General features: G+C 59.1%; 17 protein-coding genes. 7 read left to right on the top strand and 10 right to left on the bottom strand.

Annotated elements, in window-relative coordinates:
- Positions 1 to 55 precede the first annotated feature (55 nt).
- Positions 56 to 610, bottom strand: a complete 555-nt coding sequence (gene dcd, locus AC0V6Q_RS10185; protein ID WP_486168268.1) for a dCTP deaminase — start codon at positions 608 to 610, stop codon at positions 56 to 58.
- Between dcd and AC0V6Q_RS10180 the strand changes: the two genes are divergently transcribed.
- Positions 609 to 731, top strand: a complete 123-nt coding sequence (locus AC0V6Q_RS10180) for a hypothetical protein (RefSeq protein ID WP_486168267.1) — start codon at positions 609 to 611, stop codon at positions 729 to 731. The genes dcd and AC0V6Q_RS10180 overlap by 2 nt on opposite strands.
- Before the next feature lie 75 nt (positions 732 to 806).
- The gene (locus AC0V6Q_RS10175; protein WP_486168266.1) at positions 807 to 1,445 is read left to right on the top strand and encodes a class I SAM-dependent methyltransferase; all 639 of its coding nucleotides are present in this window, start codon (positions 807 to 809) and stop codon (positions 1,443 to 1,445) included.
- Between the two features lie 29 nt (positions 1,446 to 1,474).
- Here the strand turns inward: AC0V6Q_RS10175 and AC0V6Q_RS10170 are convergent, their stop codons facing one another.
- Positions 1,475 to 2,014: a hypothetical protein gene (locus AC0V6Q_RS10170; RefSeq protein WP_486168265.1), complete on the bottom strand. Its 540-nt coding sequence runs from the start codon at positions 2,012 to 2,014 to the stop codon at positions 1,475 to 1,477.
- 46 nt (positions 2,015 to 2,060) lie between these two features.
- Complete coding sequence (gene putA, locus AC0V6Q_RS10165) at positions 2,061 to 5,246, bottom strand: bifunctional proline dehydrogenase/L-glutamate gamma-semialdehyde dehydrogenase PutA (RefSeq protein ID WP_486168264.1); 3,186 nt, start codon at positions 5,244 to 5,246, stop codon at positions 2,061 to 2,063.
- 242 nt (positions 5,247 to 5,488) lie between these two features.
- Between putA and AC0V6Q_RS10160 the strand changes: the two genes are divergently transcribed.
- Positions 5,489 to 5,782 carry a YciI family protein gene (locus AC0V6Q_RS10160; protein WP_486168263.1) on the top strand — a complete coding sequence of 98 codons (294 nt, stop codon included), beginning with the start codon at positions 5,489 to 5,491 and terminating at the stop codon, positions 5,780 to 5,782.
- 3 nt (positions 5,783 to 5,785) lie between these two features.
- Here AC0V6Q_RS10160 and AC0V6Q_RS10155 read toward each other — a convergent pair whose 3' ends face one another.
- From AC0V6Q_RS10155 to AC0V6Q_RS10145, 3 genes are read right to left on the bottom strand one after another with little or no spacing between them, the layout of a single operon-like run.
- On the bottom strand, positions 5,786 to 7,045 hold the full coding sequence (locus tag AC0V6Q_RS10155) for a M24 family metallopeptidase (RefSeq protein WP_486168262.1): 1,260 nt from the start codon (positions 7,043 to 7,045) through the stop codon (positions 5,786 to 5,788).
- Positions 7,046 to 7,055: 10 nt separating this feature from the next.
- Positions 7,056 to 7,931: an S-methyl-5'-thioadenosine phosphorylase gene (gene mtnP, locus AC0V6Q_RS10150; protein ID WP_486168261.1), complete on the bottom strand. Its 876-nt coding sequence runs from the start codon at positions 7,929 to 7,931 to the stop codon at positions 7,056 to 7,058.
- A gap of 40 nt (positions 7,932 to 7,971) precedes the next feature.
- Positions 7,972 to 8,688 (bottom strand): glutathione S-transferase family protein, encoded by a 717-nt coding sequence (locus AC0V6Q_RS10145; protein ID WP_486168260.1) that lies wholly within the window; start codon positions 8,686 to 8,688, stop codon positions 7,972 to 7,974.
- Between the two features lie 190 nt (positions 8,689 to 8,878).
- On the opposite strand from AC0V6Q_RS10145, the gene AC0V6Q_RS10140 reads away from it, so the two are divergent.
- The 4 genes from AC0V6Q_RS10140 (at position 8,879) to AC0V6Q_RS10125 (ending at position 13,150) form a co-directional block, all read left to right on the top strand.
- A complete protein-coding gene (locus AC0V6Q_RS10140; protein WP_486168259.1) occupies positions 8,879 to 10,306 on the top strand; it encodes an aldehyde dehydrogenase family protein in 1,428 nt (475 codons plus the stop codon).
- 202 nt (positions 10,307 to 10,508) lie between these two features.
- Positions 10,509 to 11,246: a M48 family metallopeptidase gene (locus AC0V6Q_RS10135; RefSeq protein ID WP_486168258.1), complete on the top strand. Its 738-nt coding sequence runs from the start codon at positions 10,509 to 10,511 to the stop codon at positions 11,244 to 11,246.
- A gap of 12 nt (positions 11,247 to 11,258) precedes the next feature.
- A complete protein-coding gene (locus tag AC0V6Q_RS10130; RefSeq protein ID WP_486168257.1) occupies positions 11,259 to 12,629 on the top strand; it encodes a phosphotransferase family protein in 1,371 nt (456 codons plus the stop codon).
- Between the two features lie 164 nt (positions 12,630 to 12,793).
- Entirely contained in the window at positions 12,794 to 13,150 is a 357-nt protein-coding gene (locus tag AC0V6Q_RS10125; RefSeq protein WP_486168256.1) for a hypothetical protein, read from the top strand.
- Here the strand turns inward: AC0V6Q_RS10125 and AC0V6Q_RS10120 are convergent.
- Genes AC0V6Q_RS10120 through AC0V6Q_RS10105 form a run of 4 tightly spaced genes read right to left on the bottom strand, consistent with a single transcriptional unit; the run spans position 13,147 to position 18,126 of the window.
- Positions 13,147 to 14,109 carry a bile acid:sodium symporter family protein gene (locus tag AC0V6Q_RS10120; protein WP_486168255.1) on the bottom strand — a complete coding sequence of 321 codons (963 nt, stop codon included), beginning with the start codon at positions 14,107 to 14,109 and terminating at the stop codon, positions 13,147 to 13,149. The genes AC0V6Q_RS10125 and AC0V6Q_RS10120 overlap by 4 nt on opposite strands.
- Positions 14,110 to 14,141: 32 nt before the next feature.
- Positions 14,142 to 14,903 (bottom strand): sigma-70 family RNA polymerase sigma factor, encoded by a 762-nt coding sequence (locus AC0V6Q_RS10115; protein ID WP_486168254.1) that lies wholly within the window; start codon positions 14,901 to 14,903, stop codon positions 14,142 to 14,144.
- Positions 14,900 to 17,011 (bottom strand): flagellar biosynthesis protein FlhA, encoded by a 2,112-nt coding sequence (locus AC0V6Q_RS10110; protein ID WP_486169293.1) that lies wholly within the window; start codon positions 17,009 to 17,011, stop codon positions 14,900 to 14,902. Before AC0V6Q_RS10110 ends, AC0V6Q_RS10115 begins: the two co-directional genes overlap by 4 nt.
- A gap of 59 nt (positions 17,012 to 17,070) precedes the next feature.
- Positions 17,071 to 18,126 carry a transglycosylase SLT domain-containing protein gene (locus tag AC0V6Q_RS10105; RefSeq protein ID WP_486168253.1) on the bottom strand — a complete coding sequence of 352 codons (1,056 nt, stop codon included), beginning with the start codon at positions 18,124 to 18,126 and terminating at the stop codon, positions 17,071 to 17,073.
- Positions 18,127 to 18,159 lie beyond the last annotated feature (33 nt).

Raw genomic sequence — 18,159 nt, 5'->3', positions numbered from 1 at the left:
CAGGGTTAGTATTTCCTAGAGGTACTTACAACTTCATCTTTGTAACGTCGCGAGTTTACAGCCGCGGCAGCGTCACGCCGCGCTGGCCCATATATTTGCCTGCCCGGTCGGCATAGGTGACCTCTGGCCGTTCGTTGCCTTTAAGGAACAGGAACTGGCACGCGCCTTCATTGGCGTAGATTTTCGCAGGCAGCGGCGTCGTGTTGGAAAATTCCAGCGTCACGTGACCTTCCCAGCCCGGCTCGAGCGGGGTCACATTCACGATGATCCCGCAGCGCGCATAGGTGCTTTTGCCAAGGCAGATGACCAGCACGTCTTCGGGGATGCGAAAATACTCGACCGTTCGTGCCAAGGCAAAGGAGTTGGGCGGGATGATGCAGACATCGGTTTCCCGGTCGACAAGGCTTTCAGCGTCAAAGCTCTTGGGATCGACCGTTGCCGAGTTCACATTGGTGAAAATCTTGAATTCAGGCGCGACCCGCGCATCATAGCCAAACGAGCTGAGCCCGTAGGAAATCACACCCTCGCGGCGCTGGGCCTCGACGAAGGGCTCGATCATGCCCTGATTTTGCGCCGCGTCGCGAATCCATTTGTCTGATAAAATTGCCATGGGAGGATTGATTCCGGAAGGCGGCGGACACGGCAAGGCGGGCAGCGCACTTATCCGGATGAGTCTGTCCGACGGGCGCACGCTGCATCATGTCGATTGCGCCTTCACAGGCGCTTTTTAACAGTCCATTGCACGGTCCAAGACACAGGTGCTACCGCTTGGCACGACCCAAAATCGACGAGGAAACACACAAGGCATGACTGGCAATATCAGCGCAAAATCGGTCGCTCGCGGTACGCGGCGCGGCACTGCGCGGCTTACTGGCAAGCTGCTTGGATCCTTTGGCGTGTTTTTGCAGGGCGCGATTGAAAACCCCGGCATGGTGGGCGCTCTTTTCCCGTCTTCCAAAGCCACGGTTCAAGGCATGCTGCAATTGGTTGATTGGAAGGCTTGCAAGGTCGTTGTCGAATATGGACCTGGCATCGGCACCTTTACGCGGCCCATTCTCGAGCTTTTGCCAGCAGATGCGCGGCTTATCGCGATTGATACCAACGCCCACTTCATCGACCATCTGGATGAGACCATAAACGACCCTCGTTTTTCGGCCGTTCTGGGATCAGCAGCCGATGTCGAGACGATCGTGGAGCGAGCGGGTTTCGGCAAGGCTGATATCGTGATCTCGGGGCTACCGTTTTCCGGCTTGCCCGATGATCTTGCCAGACAAATCGTAGAGGCCAGTTACCGCGTGCTCAAACCGGGCGGGGGATTTCTGACCTATCAATACCGCCTGATCGCGCGCCGTTTGACCGAGGCGGTGTTTGACCGGGTGGATAAAAAGGTGACCTGGCGAAACATGCCCCCAAACAACCTCACTTGGGGTTGGAAAGCAGCCTGAGGCTGCGGGGCTGGAAAGCAGCCGGAAGCCTACTTGATCCGCGCAGCACCGAGCTCCGGGTTAAGCCCGGTGATATGGTTCAGCCATCTCTTGGGGCGTCGCAGCATGTTGCTGGGATACTCTACCTTTAGTCCCAAAATCTTTGCCATCTCGCCCACAAAGTGGATGCAATTGCGTGCCCCCAGGCTGTAGCGTTCGCCCGGCTCATCCCGCCATTTGCGCACTTCCTCGACGATCCGGCGATATTGCTCATCGGTCAGCGTCATCGAGAAATGGCGGTTGGTTTTGCGGATATATTTGTCCTTCTCGACATAGACCATATGCTCGGTCCACCCGCTTAAAATGGCAGCAGTCGAGCTTTTCGCAGAGAAGCCGTAATTCTCTTTGATCACGCGCCCGTCCGCCTCCAGCGTGCCGTCAAGCACGATGAATGTGTGGGGGTAGCGCCCGAAAACGGAGCCGTTGAAGGAATGGAAATGGATCTCCACCGCCGCCATGGCCGCGCCGCTTGAAAGCAGCGCAAACAGAGCGAGCAGCGGGGCCAGGATTTGAGTAAGTGCGCGCGTCATGTCGTGGGCTTTTATCGCGTCAATTCTCAATGCTTGCAAGACGGGTTTACAAGCTTGCCAAAAGGGTCGCATTGCCGCCTGCCGCCGTTGTGTCGGTGCAGGTCACCCGCTCTGTTGCAAAGCGTAGCAAATAATGCGGCCCGCCCGCCTTGGGACCAGTGCCCGACAGGCCCTCGCCGCCAAACGGCTGGCTTTCGACAATCGCGCCGATCTGGTTGCGGTTGATATACATATTGCCGACCCGTGCATGGGCCTGAACAAAGCGGTGGGTGGCCTCGATCCGGCTGTGCAGGCCAAGGGTGAGGCCGTATCCGGTCGCGTTTATGTCCTGAATGACGCGGGGCAAATCCTTCCCCTTGAACCGCACGATGTGGAGGATGGGGCCAAAATTCTCGCGCTTGAGATCAAGGATAGAGCCGATCTCCATGATGGCAGGCGCAACAAAACATCCCTTGGCGGCAAATTCGCCCAATTCACGCTTCCACACTGTCACGCCCGAAGATTCGCGGCGCGCGATATGGCGCTCCAGTGCGGCCTGCGCGTCGCGGTCAATCACTGGTCCCACGTCGGTCGCAAGATCGCTGGGATCGCCAATGGTCAGCGCATCAAACCCGCCCCGGATCATTGTGATCATGTCATCGGCGATGTCGTCCTGAAGATACAGCACGCGAAGCGCCGAACACCGCTGCCCCGCGCTCTGGAAGGACGAGGCAAGCACATCGCGCACCACCTGTTCCGGCAGTGCGGATGAATCGACGATCATCGCGTTTTGTCCGCCCGTCTCTGCGATCAGGGTGGCAATCGGTCCGTCGCGCGCGGCAAGGGTGCGGTTGATCGCCTGGGCGGTTTCGGTTGACCCTGTAAACGCAACGCCGGCAAGGCGCGGGTCGCTGGTAATCATTTGCCCGACATCGCCCGCGCCCGGAAGCAATTGCAGCGCCTCTGGCGGAATGCCCGCCTCATGGCACAGTTTCACCGCAAGGGCTGCGATCAGCGGGGTTTGTTCAGCAGGCTTTGCGATCACCGCATTACCAGCGGCGAGCGCTGCCGAGGCCATGCCGGTGAAGATGGCGAGCGGGAAATTCCACGGCGAGATTGTCGCAAACACGCCGCGCCCGTGAAGGCTTAAGACGTTGTCCTCACCCGTTGGTCCGGGAAGCTGGATCGGGGTTTCAAACTGCCGCCGCGCTTCGCCTGCGTAATAGCGCAGGAAATCGACTGCTTCGCGAAGTTCGGCGACCCCATCAAGCAGGGTCTTGCCCGCTTCGCGCTGACACAGGGACAGGAATTCCGGCGTGTGCGCCTCGAACAGATCGGCCGCTTCTTCCAAGAGGAGCGCGCGTTTGTCCCCGCCTAGCGCATCCCAACCTGGCTGAATCTCCACCGCCTGTGCAAAGGCTGCATCCACCTCTTCAGCGGTGCTGTCGCGCCTCGTGCCGACTTCTACCGACAGGTCATGCGGCATGGTGATCGGAGCGATTTCGCCTGCGTCCTCGGCAGGGAAAGTCGGCTCTGCGTGCCATTGCAGCTGAGCCAGTTCTGAAAGCTTATGCTCCAGCGGCTTCAGCACGAGGGGATCGGACAGATCGATGCCAGCGCTATTCAGCCTTGCGCCCAGAATATCTTCGGGCAGCAATATCACAGGATTGCGCAAGGTTGTACGCCGTTCCAACTCTTCCATCGGATCGCGCACCAGATCTTCGGCGGCAAATTCGGCATCGCCCATGCGGTTGACGAAGCTGGTGTTCGCCCCGTTTTCAAGCAGACGTCGCACAAGATAGGCGAGCAGTTCCTTATGCCCGCCAACAGGGGCATAAATCCGCACCGGAGTGCGGTTATTGCCCTCTAATTTGGAAAGCGCCTGATACAGCTCTTCGCCCATGCCATGGAGGCGTTGAAATTCGAAAGGCTTATATTTTGGGTGGCCTGCCGCTTCGCTACTTGAGGCCGGGATGCGAGCAAGCTCTTTTATCACCGCCACAGAATTGGCGTTGTGCGTCGCAAAGGCGGGGTAGATCACATCGTCATGCTCGAACAATCGCACCGCGCAGGCGAGGTAGGACACATCGGTTGCAACCTTGCGGGTGAAGACGGGATAGTCGCTAAATCCGCCGACCTGAGAAAGCTTTATCTCCGCATCCCAATAGGCCCCTTTGACAAGGCGTACGAACAGTTTGCGGCCATGGCGTCGGGCCAGTTTGGCGATCCAGTCGCACAAGGGAACGCCGCGTTTCTGATAGGCCTGAATTGCGAGACCAAAGCCTTCCCAAGCGGTGTCATCAGCGCGCCGGAACAGCGCGTCATCCGCCATCAGCTCCTCGATAATATCAAGGGATAGCTCGAGGCGTTCGGCCTCTTCTGCGTCAATCGTGAAATGGATGTTGGCATCACGCGCCTTGGCGGCCAGATCGCGCACGATGGGCACAATGTCGCGGCGCGCCTGATCTGCATGAAGATAGCTGTATTTGGGATGCAATGCCGACAGCTTGACCGAAATGCCCGGCGATGTCCCAATGCTGCCCGAAGCCTCGGTCGAAAGCCGATCAATTGCGCGTTCGTAGGATGCGCGGTATTTTTCTGCATCGGCAAAGGTCATCGCCGCCTCGCCCAGCATGTCAAAGCTGTGGGTGATGCCTTTGGCGCGTTCTGGGCCTGCGCGTTTCAGCGCCTCGTCCATATCGCGGCCAAACACGAATTGACCGCCCAGAATGCGCATCGCCTGCAAGGTGGCGGTGCGGACCACGGGTTCACCCAGACGGTTAACTGCGCGTTTCAGGGTGGAGCCCATGCCGCGTTGCTGCGCTTCGGGTTGTTCCAACACTTCGCCCGTCATCATCAGCGAGAATGTCGCAGCATTCACAAAGGTGGAGGAGCTTTCGCCCAGATGCTCGCCCCAATCGATATCGCCGATCTTGTCGCGAATAAGTGCATCGGCGGTCGCATTGTCAGGCACACGAAGGAGCGCTTCGGCCAAACACATCAGCGCAATGCCTTCTTCTGTGTCGAGGCCGTATTGCTGAAGAAATGCGTCGATGCCGCTGGCTTTGTGCGCGCGCGCACCTTCGATCAATTTGACCGATAGGTCAGCGGCTTGCGGCATCACCTTTCGGGCAGGCGCGGCCTGTTTCAACCGTTCGCGAATGCACGCTTCTTCTTCCTCGCGATAGGCACGGCGAAGATCGCTTCGATCGAGGAATTGAATTGATGATGATACCCGGTCGGTGGTGTTCATGAGGTAAGCTAACCCTCTCCCCTATGATTCGCGAGGGCTGAGCCCTGCTTCGCCTGTGCCCCCGTCACATCCGACAATCAAGCGGGGACGATCATGGTGTTGTTGAGCACGGTCAGTTCGGGGGCCAGTTCGGGGGCATGTTCGGGGCGCAGTTGAGCGCACATTTGAAGTGCCTGTTGAAGGTGGCGAGATGTGTGATAATGGCCTGACTGACCGCGTAACCCCCTTTCGGAGAAACCCGCATGGCCTTGTTCTGCTTTTATTGCCGCGATGGCGAAGACAGCGAAACTCTGCGCGCAATGCATCTGAAAGAGCAGCGCAAGCATATGGCGGAGCATTCCGACAATTATCTCGCCGCAGGGCCGCTGACCAACAAGCAGGGCGAATTTGTCGGATCGCTCTTGATCATCGAGGCTGATGATGAAGCATCGGCGCGCGAGATGGTCAATGATGACCCCTATGTCACCGGCGGAGTGTGGCAGTCGATCCGCGTCGACAAATTCGAGCCAGTGAAAGGCCGCTGGAAAGACCGGTAAGGCCTACAGGTTCATGGGGTTCTCGATAGAGATCGAGCGTTCGGAAAACAGTCTGGGTCCGGCGTCCGTTATGTAGATGCAATCTTCGGATCGCACGCCGAATTTGCCCGGCAAATAGATGCCCGGCTCGTTCGAGAAACACATGCCAGCGGCAATCGGGGTCTCGTTACCGCGCACCACGAACTGGTCTTCGTGGATGTCCATGCCGATGCCATGGCCGGTGCGGTGGGAAAGGCCGGGGGTTGCGTAATCCGGGCCAAAGCCTTGGGCCTCGTAATAGGCGCGAACCGCATCATCAATCGCGCCAAAGGTGCCGCCAATTTGCGCCATCTCCATGACGATATCCTGACCTTTGCGCACAATGTTCCAGACGCGGGTTTGCTCGGCATTGGCCTCCCCATGGACCCATGTGCGCGAGATATCGGATTTGTACCCATGCACATCGGCCCCGCAGTCCATCAGGATGACTTCGCCGTCTGCCACCTCATAGACTTTCTTGGAGCCATGAGGATAGGCGCTCGCCTCTCCCACTTGCGCCGAGGAGAAGGTGGGCCGTGCGCCAAGCGAACGGGTTACCTCGCTCATCATCGCTCCGATTTCGCTGCCGAGCATGCCTGATTGAACCTGAGGGTAAACCGCACGATACGCCGCTATGGTGATGTCGCTTGCTGCCTGCATCAGTGCGATTTCCTGAGCGCTCTTGATCTGGCGCAGGGCCGATACGATTGGGGTTGCCGAAACGACCTCGCGCCCGCCGCCGTCTTTCTGCAAGCCCTCGGTCACAAAGTGGCGGACCGTGCGCTCAAGCCCGATGGAGCGCTCGCTTGGCTGACCTTCGAATACGCCTGCGATCAATGCGGTGGGGCTTTCATGCTCGTCCCATGTGCGCACTTCCATCGGCATGACCATAAGCTCTGCCAATTTGCTCGCTTCGAACGCAGGGGTGATGACAACGGGGTCGCTGTCTGCGGGGATCACCAGCGCGGTCAACCGGCTCCCGCGTCCCCAGCCAAGCCCCGAGAAATACATCATCGAAGAGCCTGCCTCGACGACAATTCCGGCCATGTTCTGGGCCTGCATCATGCCTTGCGCCCCCGAAATGCGCGCGGCGCGTTCTTCATTGGTGATCGGTGGCGGGATGATAATGGCGTCCGATCCCGGCGGATCGCTCGCAGCCTTCGCCGTGCCCGCCACGCCATAAGGTACAGCACCCGCTGCAACACCCAGCGCTCCATATTGCAAAATGTCACGCCGGGTCGTCATAACCGATTTCCTATTTTGATGTGAGCACTCGCCCCGCCACCGCATCAAGCTTTGTCAAAAGCGCGGGATCTCGTTCTTCGGGGGCGGTGATGATGGCTGTGTCGAGGCAGGTGTCGATGGGGGAGGCTTTGCGCGTTTTGGGCAGGGCCTTGATGAAATTCAGCACCGCTTTTCGTGCCAAAGCGCCATTGGCCTTCATCTGCTTGAGCACTGCGGCAACGTCCACCGCCCCTTCTTCCTCGTGCCAGCAATCGTAGTCGGTCGCCATGCCGATAAGGGCGTAGGGAAGCTCTGCCTCGCGGGCCAATTTCGCCTCTGGCATGGCGGTCATGCCGATGATGTCTGCGCCCCATGCCCGGTACATATGGCTCTCTGCGCGGGTCGAAAATTGCGGGCCTTCCATCGCCAGATAGGTTGCGCCGGTTGCCACTTTGCCCTTTGCCGCGGTCACCGCTTTCGCCGCCATTTCGGACAGGCGCGGGCATACCGGATCGGCCATCGAGACATGCGCCACGCATCCACTGGTGAAGAAGCTGGAAGCGCGGGTCCTGGTGTTATCAATAAACTGCTCAGCAATCGCAAAGCGGCCCGGTTCGATTTCTTCGCGAAGGGAACCAACCGCGCTTATGGCCAGAATGTCGGTGCAGCCTGCACGCTTCAACGCGTCGATATTTGCCCGTGAATTGAGCTCGCTCGGAGATACAGGATGCCCCCGTCCATGACGCGGGAGAAAGCGCACTTGCACATCATCAATGCGCCCGAACAGGATTTCATCAGACGGATCGCCCCAAGGGGTTTCGAGCGCTAGCCATTGCTTGTCCTCGATCCCCTCGATGTCATACAGACCCGAGCCTCCGATGATCCCGATGCACCAGTTTTTGGCCATTGTGTTTGGGCGTTTCCCTTTTGAGTTTGTGAAACCGGCTTTAGGTCAGTTTTACGCGCTCGGGCAAGGCTTTGCGGATAAAGCCTTCTGACTTGGCGAAGGGACCGGCGATGGAAGGCCGCTTTGTCATGTGCTCATAATGCGAAGCGAGCGCCGGATAATCGCCAAGCGGAATATCCGCGACGAGCGCGACCTGCATCATGCACGCCGTAACCGCGATATCGGCAATGGAAAGCGTGTCTTCGACAAAGAATTCGTGCCCTTCAAGCTGACCGTTCAAATAGGCAAGGATCGGCGGAAATTCATTCGCCCATGTCTCGCGCGCCTTGGCGATATCGGGCTCTTTGCCCTGGATGAGCGAGAAGAACACGGGCCTGAAAATGCCAAGGCCGCCCGCCATCGCCAGCGTGGTGTCAGCATATTCCTCGATCATGAGCGCGCGGCCATGGCCATAGGCGCTTTTGCCGTAAAGCGTGGGCTCTGGATGCTTGCGTTCGATGTAGGCGCACATGGCTGAGCTATCCGCGATCGTGCCTGCCTCGCCCTCTTCCGAGACGCTGCGGTCGCGCAGGACCGGAATGCGGCGCATGGGGGAGATTTCCTTGAACCAGTCCGGCATCGGCATGATGCTCACCGCTTCAAAATCAAACTCGACGCCTTTCTCGATGCAGACCGCCATTGCCTTGCGCGCAAAAGGCGAAACGGGGCTGCCATAGATCACAAGATCGTTTGCAGTATTGGTCGAGGGGGCGGTCATTCGATTATCTCCCAAAAAGTCGAGCTACAGATAGCGCGCGCCCGGCCAATCGCAACGAACGACACGCACCTTTGATAAGGCTCTTCCTAGGGTATTGGGGCCCACCCGTTGCATTTGGCAATTGATTTTTGCCAGCAATGCGCCAACTTGTGTCTCAAGCAAAAGACTGAGTCATTTGACGGAGAGAGAAATGGTCACCCAATACAAAAACCTCATCAATGGTGAGATGGTCGAAACCGGCGAATGGCTGGACGTTGTAAACCCGGCAAATGAGCAAGTGATCGGTCAGGTTCCGGCTTGCGGCGCAGAAGAGCTCGACCGTGCCGTCGCCGCAGCGCGCGCCGCGTTCAAGACCTGGAAAAACACCAGCCACGAAGAGCGCCAAGCTGCCTGTCTCGCGATCTCGGCTGCGATCAAGGACAATTCCGATGAGCTGTTCCGCCTTTTGACCGCAGAGCAGGGCAAGCCCCATGCACAAGCACAAGGCGAGATTGCGGGCGCGGCTGGCATTTCCAAGGCGCAATCGACGCTCAAACTTGAAGATGTGATCAGCGAAGATTCTGACCAGCGCCTCTCGCGCACCCGCCGCGTGCCGGTGGGCGTTGTCGGCGGCATTGTGCCGTGGAACTTCCCGTTGATGATGGCGATCCAGAAGATCGTGCCTGCGCTGATGAGCGGCTGTACGATTGTGTTGAAACCTTCGCCCTTCACCCCGCTCACCACGCTTCGTGTGGCAGAGCTGATCGCGGACAAGGTGCCTGCTGGCACTGTCAATATTATCACCGGTGAAGACGCGCTGGGCCCGATGATCACCAGCCACCCTGACATCGACAAGATCACCTTCACCGGCTCGACCGCGACAGGTAAAAAGATCATGGAAGGGGCCTCTTCCGACCTTAAGCGCATCACGCTTGAACTTGGCGGCAACGATGCTTCAATCGTGCTGCCTGATGCCGATCCCAAGAAGGTTGCCGAGCAGCTTTTCTGGTCATCTTTCCAGAACGCAGGCCAGGTCTGCATCGCGGCCAAGCGCGTCTACATCCACGAAGACATCTATGACGAGTTGTCAGCAGCCATCGCCGAATATGCAGCGCAAGTGAAAGTGGGCGACGGGTCAGAGCAAGGCACCGGCGTTGGCCCGATCCAGAACAAAAAGCAGTATGAGCGCGTGCTCGAGCTCATCGAGGATGCCAAGGACAATGGCTACAAATTCCTGACCGGCGGGGACAAAGACCCATCGGGCACGGGTTACTATGTGCCGATCACCATCCTCGACAATCCGCCAGAAGATGCGCGCATCGTTGCCGAAGAACAGTTCGGTCCGGTAATGCCCTTGATGAAGTTTTCCACCGAAGAAGAAGTCATCGAACGGGCCAACAACTCCGAATACGGCCTTGCGGGCGCGGTCTGGACGGCAGACACCGACAAGGGTGTCGAGATCGCCGAGAAGCTGGAAACCGGCACGGTTTGGGTCAATGAATTCATGCACTTGTCACCATTTGCGCCCTTTGGCGGCCACAAGCAATCGGGCTTTGGCGCTGAATATGGCCTCGATGGGATGAAGGAATTCACCTATCCTCAAGTGATTACTGTCAAGAAAGACAATGTAGTCGCCTAAATTTGGGTGACCGCTTAAGTTTTGGCTCAACTTAGGATATACAAGACGTCTGGAGACGGGGCCTAGCGCGACATAGGCTCCGTCTCTTCTATTTGGGTCTCTTTTGATCCCTGAAGGCATCAGTTTGTAGTGGAGATAAGCAATGGATCGTTCGGACAAGTCAATTTCACACAAAGCAGTTTCCAGGCGTGACTTTACCGCCATGGCGGCGTTGCTTGGCGGGATAAGCCTTGCGGGCCCTGCAAGCGCTCAAAGCCTTGGCAATATCATGGGTTCGGCAAAGAAGGTCATCGACGCCGCGAGCTATTCCGATGCGGAGATGAAAGTCTTCTTCGACCAGATGAGCAACGATATGGATTCCAAAAATCCGGTTGCAGGCCCCGACGATCCCTACGGCCAGCGTTTGGCCGCGCTTAGCCAGGGGCTCGACAATTATGACGGGCTCGACCTTGATATCAAAGCGTATCTGGTGAGCGATGTGAACGCCTTTGCGATGGCGAACGGCACGATCCGCATTTTTGCAGGGCTCATGGACCAGTTCACCGATGACGAAGTGCGTTATGTGATCGGCCACGAGATCGGCCACGTTCAGCGCGAACACACCAAGAAGCGGATGCAAGGCGCGCTCCAACGCGAGGCGGCATTAAGCGTTGCAGGCACAGCGGACAGCAAGATCAACGCTATTGCGGGCTCGGAGCTCGGCAAATTCTTCGGCGACGTGATCAGCGCGCAGCACAGCCAGAAGCACGAACGCCAGGCGGACGATTACGCTTTCGAATTTATGCAGGACAAAGGCTACGACGCGCAGGCCTGCGTGACCGCGCTCGAAAAGCTCGAGGCGATGAGCGGCGGTAGCGGCGGCGGCGGACTTGCCGCGTGGACCAGCACCCACCCAAGCCCCAAGGCGCGTGCCAAGCGGATGCGCAAAAAGCTCGACTAGGAAGTCGATCGTTTGGGAGACACATCGACCGATCAGCTGCTCGAAGGCCTCGCCCGGGTTTGCGCCCGAGCGGGGCTTGATGAACCGGCCCACCTTACGCGGCTGACGGGCGGTGCCACCATGGAAAGCTGGCGCTTTGAAGCAGGCGCGGGCGCTTATGTCTTGCGCCGCGCGCCCAGCCTTGAATTTATGGAAGGCCGCCCCTTCGGGCACGCCACCGAAGCGGCCGTAATCCGCGCGGCAAAAGCTGCCGGCGTGACGGCCCCTGTGGTTGTGGCCGAACTCGTTCCAGAGGACGGCATCGGCTCTGGCTTTATTATGCAGGCGCTTCCCGGCACGCCCAATCCCAAGGAAATCCTGGAAGGCCCCGACCCTGATCGGTTGATCGCCGAATGCGCGGCAAATCTCGCTAAAATTCACACTCTTTGCGTTGAGGATGTGCCTGATGAAGTGCCGGTGATGGATTACCGTGCGGCCATCGCAGAGCTGAAATCACAGTTCGAGGAAGCAGGCGGCGACCGTCCGATCATCGCGCTGGGCCTGAAATGGATGGAGGACAATTGTCCTGCACCTTGTGACCCTGTCCTGATCCATGGCGACTATCGCATGGGCAATCTGCTCGTGGATCAGGAAGGCTGGCTGACAGGTGTCCTCGATTGGGAGCTTGCGCATTTGGGCGACCCGCATGAGGACTTGGCCTTCGGCTGTATGGCTGTGTGGCGCTTCCACCGATATGATCGGCAGGCATTGGGGCTGGGCTCACTGACGGATTATTTCGCAGCCTATGAAGCGGAAAGCGGGCGCAAAGTGGACGCCAAGCGCTTCCGTTACTGGCTGATCCACCGCACCGTGTGGTGGGCATTGGGCTGCCTGCGCATGGCCAAAATCTGGCGTTCTGGCGAAGACCGAATGCTGGAGCGGGTGGTGATTTCAAGGCGGACCAGCGAGCAGGAATTGGACCTGCTGATGCTGCTTGAGGAGGATGCGCTGGAGGAGGAGCGGGTAAAAAAGGTCGAAGTGCCAGAGATGCCAAGCCATGCAGGCGAGGCGACCGATGGCGAATTGGCGCTTGCGATCTACGAATGGCTTGGCACGGTGAAGCACCGGTTTGAGGGACATGATAAGTTTCAATATGCGGTCGCTCGCAATGCCCTTGGTATGATTTCGCGCTACAATCCGGCGGGCATTGCTGCCTATGAAAACGCTGATTTGGCGCAGCGTATCTCGAGCGGACAAGCGAGCCTTGCCGACAATGGCCTTTTGGGAGAACTGCGCGAGGCGATCCTTGCCGCGATCACGCAGGACGTTCCCAAGTATCCAGCTCTCGCCGCTGCACGGGAGCGTTGGACCAAGTCCGTCACCCCAGCGAAGGCTGGGGTCTAGAGCGAACAAGTTTGGTGCGCGCAGCCCTGGATCCCAGCTTTCGCTGGGATGACGAAGCAGCAGTGAATGACGAAGGAAGCTTACCCCACGTGCATTCTCTTAGCGGGCTGTTAGATTCTCGGTTAGTGGAGTGATAGAATGAAAAAATCGAAACGAGGGCAACGTTGATCTTCAAGCGCTACTTGGCTTTCACGTTACTTTTGGCTCCTGCAGTCGGTTTGGTAATTCTGCTTCGCTCGATCGGTGCTAGCGCTGATCTTGCGCTTGCATTGGCGTTTGTGCCGGTGCTTGCGATGTTCGTTTGGAACGCTCGACAATCACAAGATCGTTTTCATGGGATGGCTGTCCCCACTCTTAGTTTGCTTTTCTTTATCGGCTTGATGGGCGCGGTCATCGAAAGAGACGGAACAGTCTATACCTATTTGAAAGGCATTGGCCTTTTTGGCGTTTTCGTTAGCCTGCTCTGGGTGATGTCGCTCTTGCTAGGTCTTTGGGGGTCGAAGAAGCATCCGCTTTCCTAACCCTTCCGTCGCCACCAGCTCGCCAGAATGCTCCCGATCAACACGTGCCACACGGCTGAAATTGCGGCTGGTACGGGCGCGAGGGCGGCCTGAGTGGCGCTTGCAAATTGTGCTTGGAAGGCGGGGGTTTTGGCAAGGCCTGAGCCGAGCCCCGAATTCTGCATCCCCACTTCGATAGAAATGGTGCGCGCTTCCTGCACGCCGAGGCCCAACATCCTTGCCAAAGCATAGCCAAGCGTAAAACCAATCGTATGGAGCAGCAATGTCGCGAGCAAAAGGACGCCTGCATGCTCGGCAATCTGGGCCTTTGCCCCGCCGACAATGCCTCCCACAATCAGGATCACCAGCACCACCGCGATCAATGGCAGGAATGTGCTCACCCGCTCGGCAACGCTTGGGAACAGGCGGTTGAGAAGGCTCCCCAAAAGCACAGGTACGAGCACAATCGCGACCATGTTCCTCAGTAAATTCCAGCGGTCGATCTCGACATAGGTGCCTGCCAATTCTCCGGAAAGCAGCGGGGTGAGCGCAATAGCGGCAAAGGTCGAAACCATGGTCATCGCCACCGACAAAGCGACATTGCCGCGTGCAAGATAAGCGACGATGTTCGACGCAGTCCCGCCGGGGCAACAGGCGACAAGGATAAGGCCGACCGCCAGCCCCTCTTCAAGGCCCAGTCCCCATGCAATGCCAAATCCGGCAAGCGGCATCACCGCAAACTGCAAGGCGACGCCAGCGACCAAGGCCTTGGGAAGCTGCGTCAACCGCCGATAGTCCTCAAAACTCAGCGTCAGCCCCATTGCCAGCATGATGAGCCCCAGCGCGACCGATAAAAGCGGCTGTCCGGCCACGCGGATGCTCCCATCGGTCATCCACGTCATGCTGGGCGGATACACCCAAGCCAGAGCCACGCCGATCAGGGTGAGCAGGGCAAAGTTATTGGTCAGTCGTGCGAGCAAAAAGGCCTCCCGTTGGTGGCCCTCTATCCGCTTTAGGTGGCTGCGTCAGCCTCCAACACCTTGCGCAAATCCTTCAGCGCCTTGGCCCGCAGCTGGTGTACTCGTGGCACCGAAACCTCCAACACCTCGGCGATCTCGGTCAGGTTCAGCTCCTCGACAAAGAACAATTGCAAGACCAGCATCAACCGCTCTGGCAACTGCCTCATCGCAGCGATCAGGCGTTCGCGGTCTTCCTGGCCTGAGAGTATGTCGAAAGGGTCGGGGTCTGCGCTTGCGAAGGCGGCGTTGCTTTCGTCATAGGCGTCGCTGATCGATGTGAGGGTGACGGCGCTGGCCTCAATTTCCAGCAATTCTGTATCGCTGATGCCAAGCGCCTTGGCGACAGCCTCGCGGGTGGGCTCTATGCCGTGCAGGGCCTTAAATTCCTCGACCACCTCATTCAGCCGCGCGCGCTTCTTCCTCGCTGTGCGGGTGTCGTGCATCTGCTTGCGGATGAGGTCGAACATCGCCCCGCGCACGCGGATCTTGGCATAGGCGGCAAAGCCGTCTTCGGTTGGCCCATCGTGCCGCCGCGCACATTCGGTGAGAGCGACAATGCCGGATTGGACAAGGTCCTCGACCTCCATCCCGTCGCGGCCAGAGCCATAGATATGCCACGCCGCGCGGTGGACCAGAGGCAGGAAGCGGCGCACACGGTCATCCACCTCCTCGCGGCTGGCGGAGGTGTAAGCGACCGCACCATAGGCCGCTTTTCCATTGGCTAGCGAGCCAAATCCTGAGACATCGTGCTTCATGCTGACACGCCTTGTGGCACAGCGGCCTGAGCATCCGTTTCAGCAGTGGGTGCGGGAAGTCCCGTAGGCGCGGGCGGCGCGGTGTCATTGCCGATTACGCCCACAACTTCGACCGGCTGGGTGGGCGGCAGTTCGTTGATTGAAAGCACCAGCGCTCTTGCCGCGCGTTGTTTGAGGAGCCCCGCAACCGCGCGGCGGGCAGGGGGTTGGACGATCATGGCGATGGGGCCGCCCGCGTCCTTGATCGCGGCGTTCACACGCTCCACGATAAGGCCTGCGCAATCGGGTTCGATCATCGGCTGGCCGCTGGACGGGTCGATCATCCCCCCGATAATCGCGCTCTCCAGACCCGCTTCGAGTGTGACCACTTTCAGCCGTTCTTGCGGGGAAACGACCCGCGCCACAAGCCGTGCGCCAAGGTCCGCTCGCACGGTGTCGATCAGAGCGTTGAACTCCTGCGTCGTTTGAAGCGCCAGAGCGAGGCTGGTGAACAGCGGTTGCGGGTGATTGAGCCCGATCCCGTCTGCGATCAGCGCGCGAAGGATACGGGTGAGGGCCGCCAGAGTGAGCGGGTCGGGGTGAACCGCATCTATCAGGGCAGGGGCGCGGGCTTTGAGATCCTCGATAATCGCGCTGACTTCGGACGGGCCGAGCAGTTGATAGCTCTGGGTGAGCAATTCCTGATTGGCGTGGGTCGCGATCACGGTGCTGGCGTCAACGCACATGAACCCTTCGGCCGTGGCAAGATCGCGCGCAGACGGGTCGATCCACAGGGCGGGGCAATCAAAGCTGGGATCTCTGGTGTATTCGCCGTTGATGCCCAGCCCTGAATAGGGCGGCGTGGCGCGCACCTCGCCTGTGTCGATGGCAAGGAGTTTGCCCGCCCTGACAGAGCCGCTTGCGATCACCAGCCCGCCCAGCTTCACCGCATAATCATTCGCGCCCGCCTCCAGAGTGTCGCGGATGCGAAACTGGGGCAAGACAAAGCCAAGCTCGCGCGATAGCTGCTTGCGAATGCCGGTGATGCGTTTGAGCAGGGGCGCGTCTTTTGCCTCATCGACCAGGTGGACCAGCCCATATCCCAGCTCAAGAGTGACCAGCGTCTGGTCCGATACTTCGGTGATATCGATCTTGTCGGGGGAGGGAGCTTCGACCACCTCTTCCTCGACCACAGGTGTGTTCGCTTTTTTGTAAAGGCCCCACCACAATCCGCCCGCAATCGCTGCGGCTGGCAGGAAGATCAGTTGAGGCATGGCGGGCACAGTGCCGATGGCGGCAAGGATACCAGCAACCGGTAACCACCCGCGCGGGTCAGCAAACTGCCCGCCGATCTGGCCCGACAAATCGCGTTTATCGGCAACGCGGGTCACAATCGCTGCAGCGGCAATCGACAGCAGCAGCCCCGGCACCTGCGCCACCAAGGCATCGCCCACGGCCAATGTGATATAAAGCTCACCTGCTTCGGATGCCGAAAGCCCGTGGCTGATCATGCCAAGCGCAAAGCCTGCGATAATGTTGACGCCAAGGATCAGAAGCGCGGCAATTGCATCGCCCTTCACGAATTTCGAAGCGCCATCCATCGAGCCGTAAAAATCGGCCTCGATCGTGACCTCGCGGCGGCGTTCGCGCGCTTCATCGGCGGTGATAAGGCCAGCGGCAATGTCGGCATCAATCGCCATTTGCTTGCCTGGCAAAGCGTCGAGAACAAACCTTGCGGAGACCTCTGACACACGGCCTGCGCCTTTGGTGATGACGATCATATTGATGATCAAAAGGATGCAGAACACGAACAGGCCAACCGCAAAATTGCCGCCGACAAGAAACTGGCCAAAGCTCTGGATGATCTCGCCAGCGGCCGCGCCCCCTTCGTGTCCGTTCACCAGCACGATGCGGGTGGAGGCGACATTGAGCGCGAGCCGCAAAAGCGTTGCGAACAAGAGGACGGTGGGGAAGGACGAGAAATCGAGCGGCGCGCGCGCGTTCAGGGCCACCATCAACACCGCCACCGCAATCGCGATGTTGAAGACAAAGAAGATGTCGAGCAGCAGCGGCGGGATCGGCAGCACCAAAAGCACAAACAGCCCGAAAATACCCACCGGCAATGCCATGGCCGCAGGGGCTGATCGCAAACGCTCGATCCACGAGGTTCTGGAGAAGGGTTCCAAGATCAAAATCCAAGCGCTTTCAATTGTTCATAGGCCCGCGCGACCTGGTCCTGTGTCGCTTTGCTCGACCCATCTCCTCCGGCCTCGCCAAAGGTGGATCGCAACATGTTGGAAATCGGCTGCTGGCTTCCGGGCCGCGCAAGTTCGAGCGGCGGGCTTGCGGCAATCGTCGGGCGGTTTCTGCCTGTGATCACAGGGGGCGATTGTGGCCCGAAGACGCGCTCGTCCGCGATCAGATAAGGGGGGCGTTGGGACGAAGCAGGTGCGGCGATTTGCGGCGGGTTCAACGCTGCAATGGCGTAATTGTCGGGGAGCGATTGCGGCGCATTGGCGCGCGCGCGTTCAAGTTTGCCTGACAGATAATCCATCACCCCTTGCAAAGAGCGGGGGGCGCCATTGGTTTCGTAGAAGACGGGGCGATTGGCGGCGGCTGGCCTCCGGAAAAGCTGGGATGCGTTTGCTTGCGGATTGTCTTCGAGGGCCGACAGGAAACGCCCCGCCCCGCCTGCGCCAAGGAAGTGGGCAAGGTAGAGCTCGCTGTGATCAGGCTGGCGACCAAGGATCGGGGCCAGATGCGCGCGGTTATCTTCGGCAAGGCCCGCTGCCATAAGCGATGCAATCTGGGGGTCATTGCGAAGGTCAAGGATCGCCCGCCGTGTCCCCGGGTCCGCCACATAGGCAGCGCCATCACCGGCCGTCCTGATTTGCGACGAGACATTGCCAAGGCCAAAGCGGTCGCCGTGGCGCTGCATCGTCTCTAGCCATGTGCTTTCGATGAACTGAAAGAGCCCGGTCGCAGAGGATGTGCGGGCCTTGGCCGACGGGTCCATCGCGCTTTCGACCTGAGCTTGCGCGATCAGAAAGTCGAAATCGATCCCTGTCTGGCGCGCCGCGCTGGCGATGGCGCTTTCGACTGAAACAGGGCCGTTCGCGCGCGAACCCGAGGCCGCCGCGGCTTGCGGGATTTGACGCGAGGCCTCAGTCCTTTCTCCAAAGGTGCGCTGCGCTGTTTCGAACGCAGGTCTGGCTGCGGAAGGAATGGAAGGGGGCTGTGACACGGGGCCGCTCTTTCGTCTCTTTCTGGTATGGTT

It is taken from the genome of Erythrobacter sp. S227 (assembly GCF_057364925.1).
The sequence above is the reverse complement of the archived record's forward strand: the minus strand, read 5'-3'. Positions and strand labels throughout refer to the sequence as shown.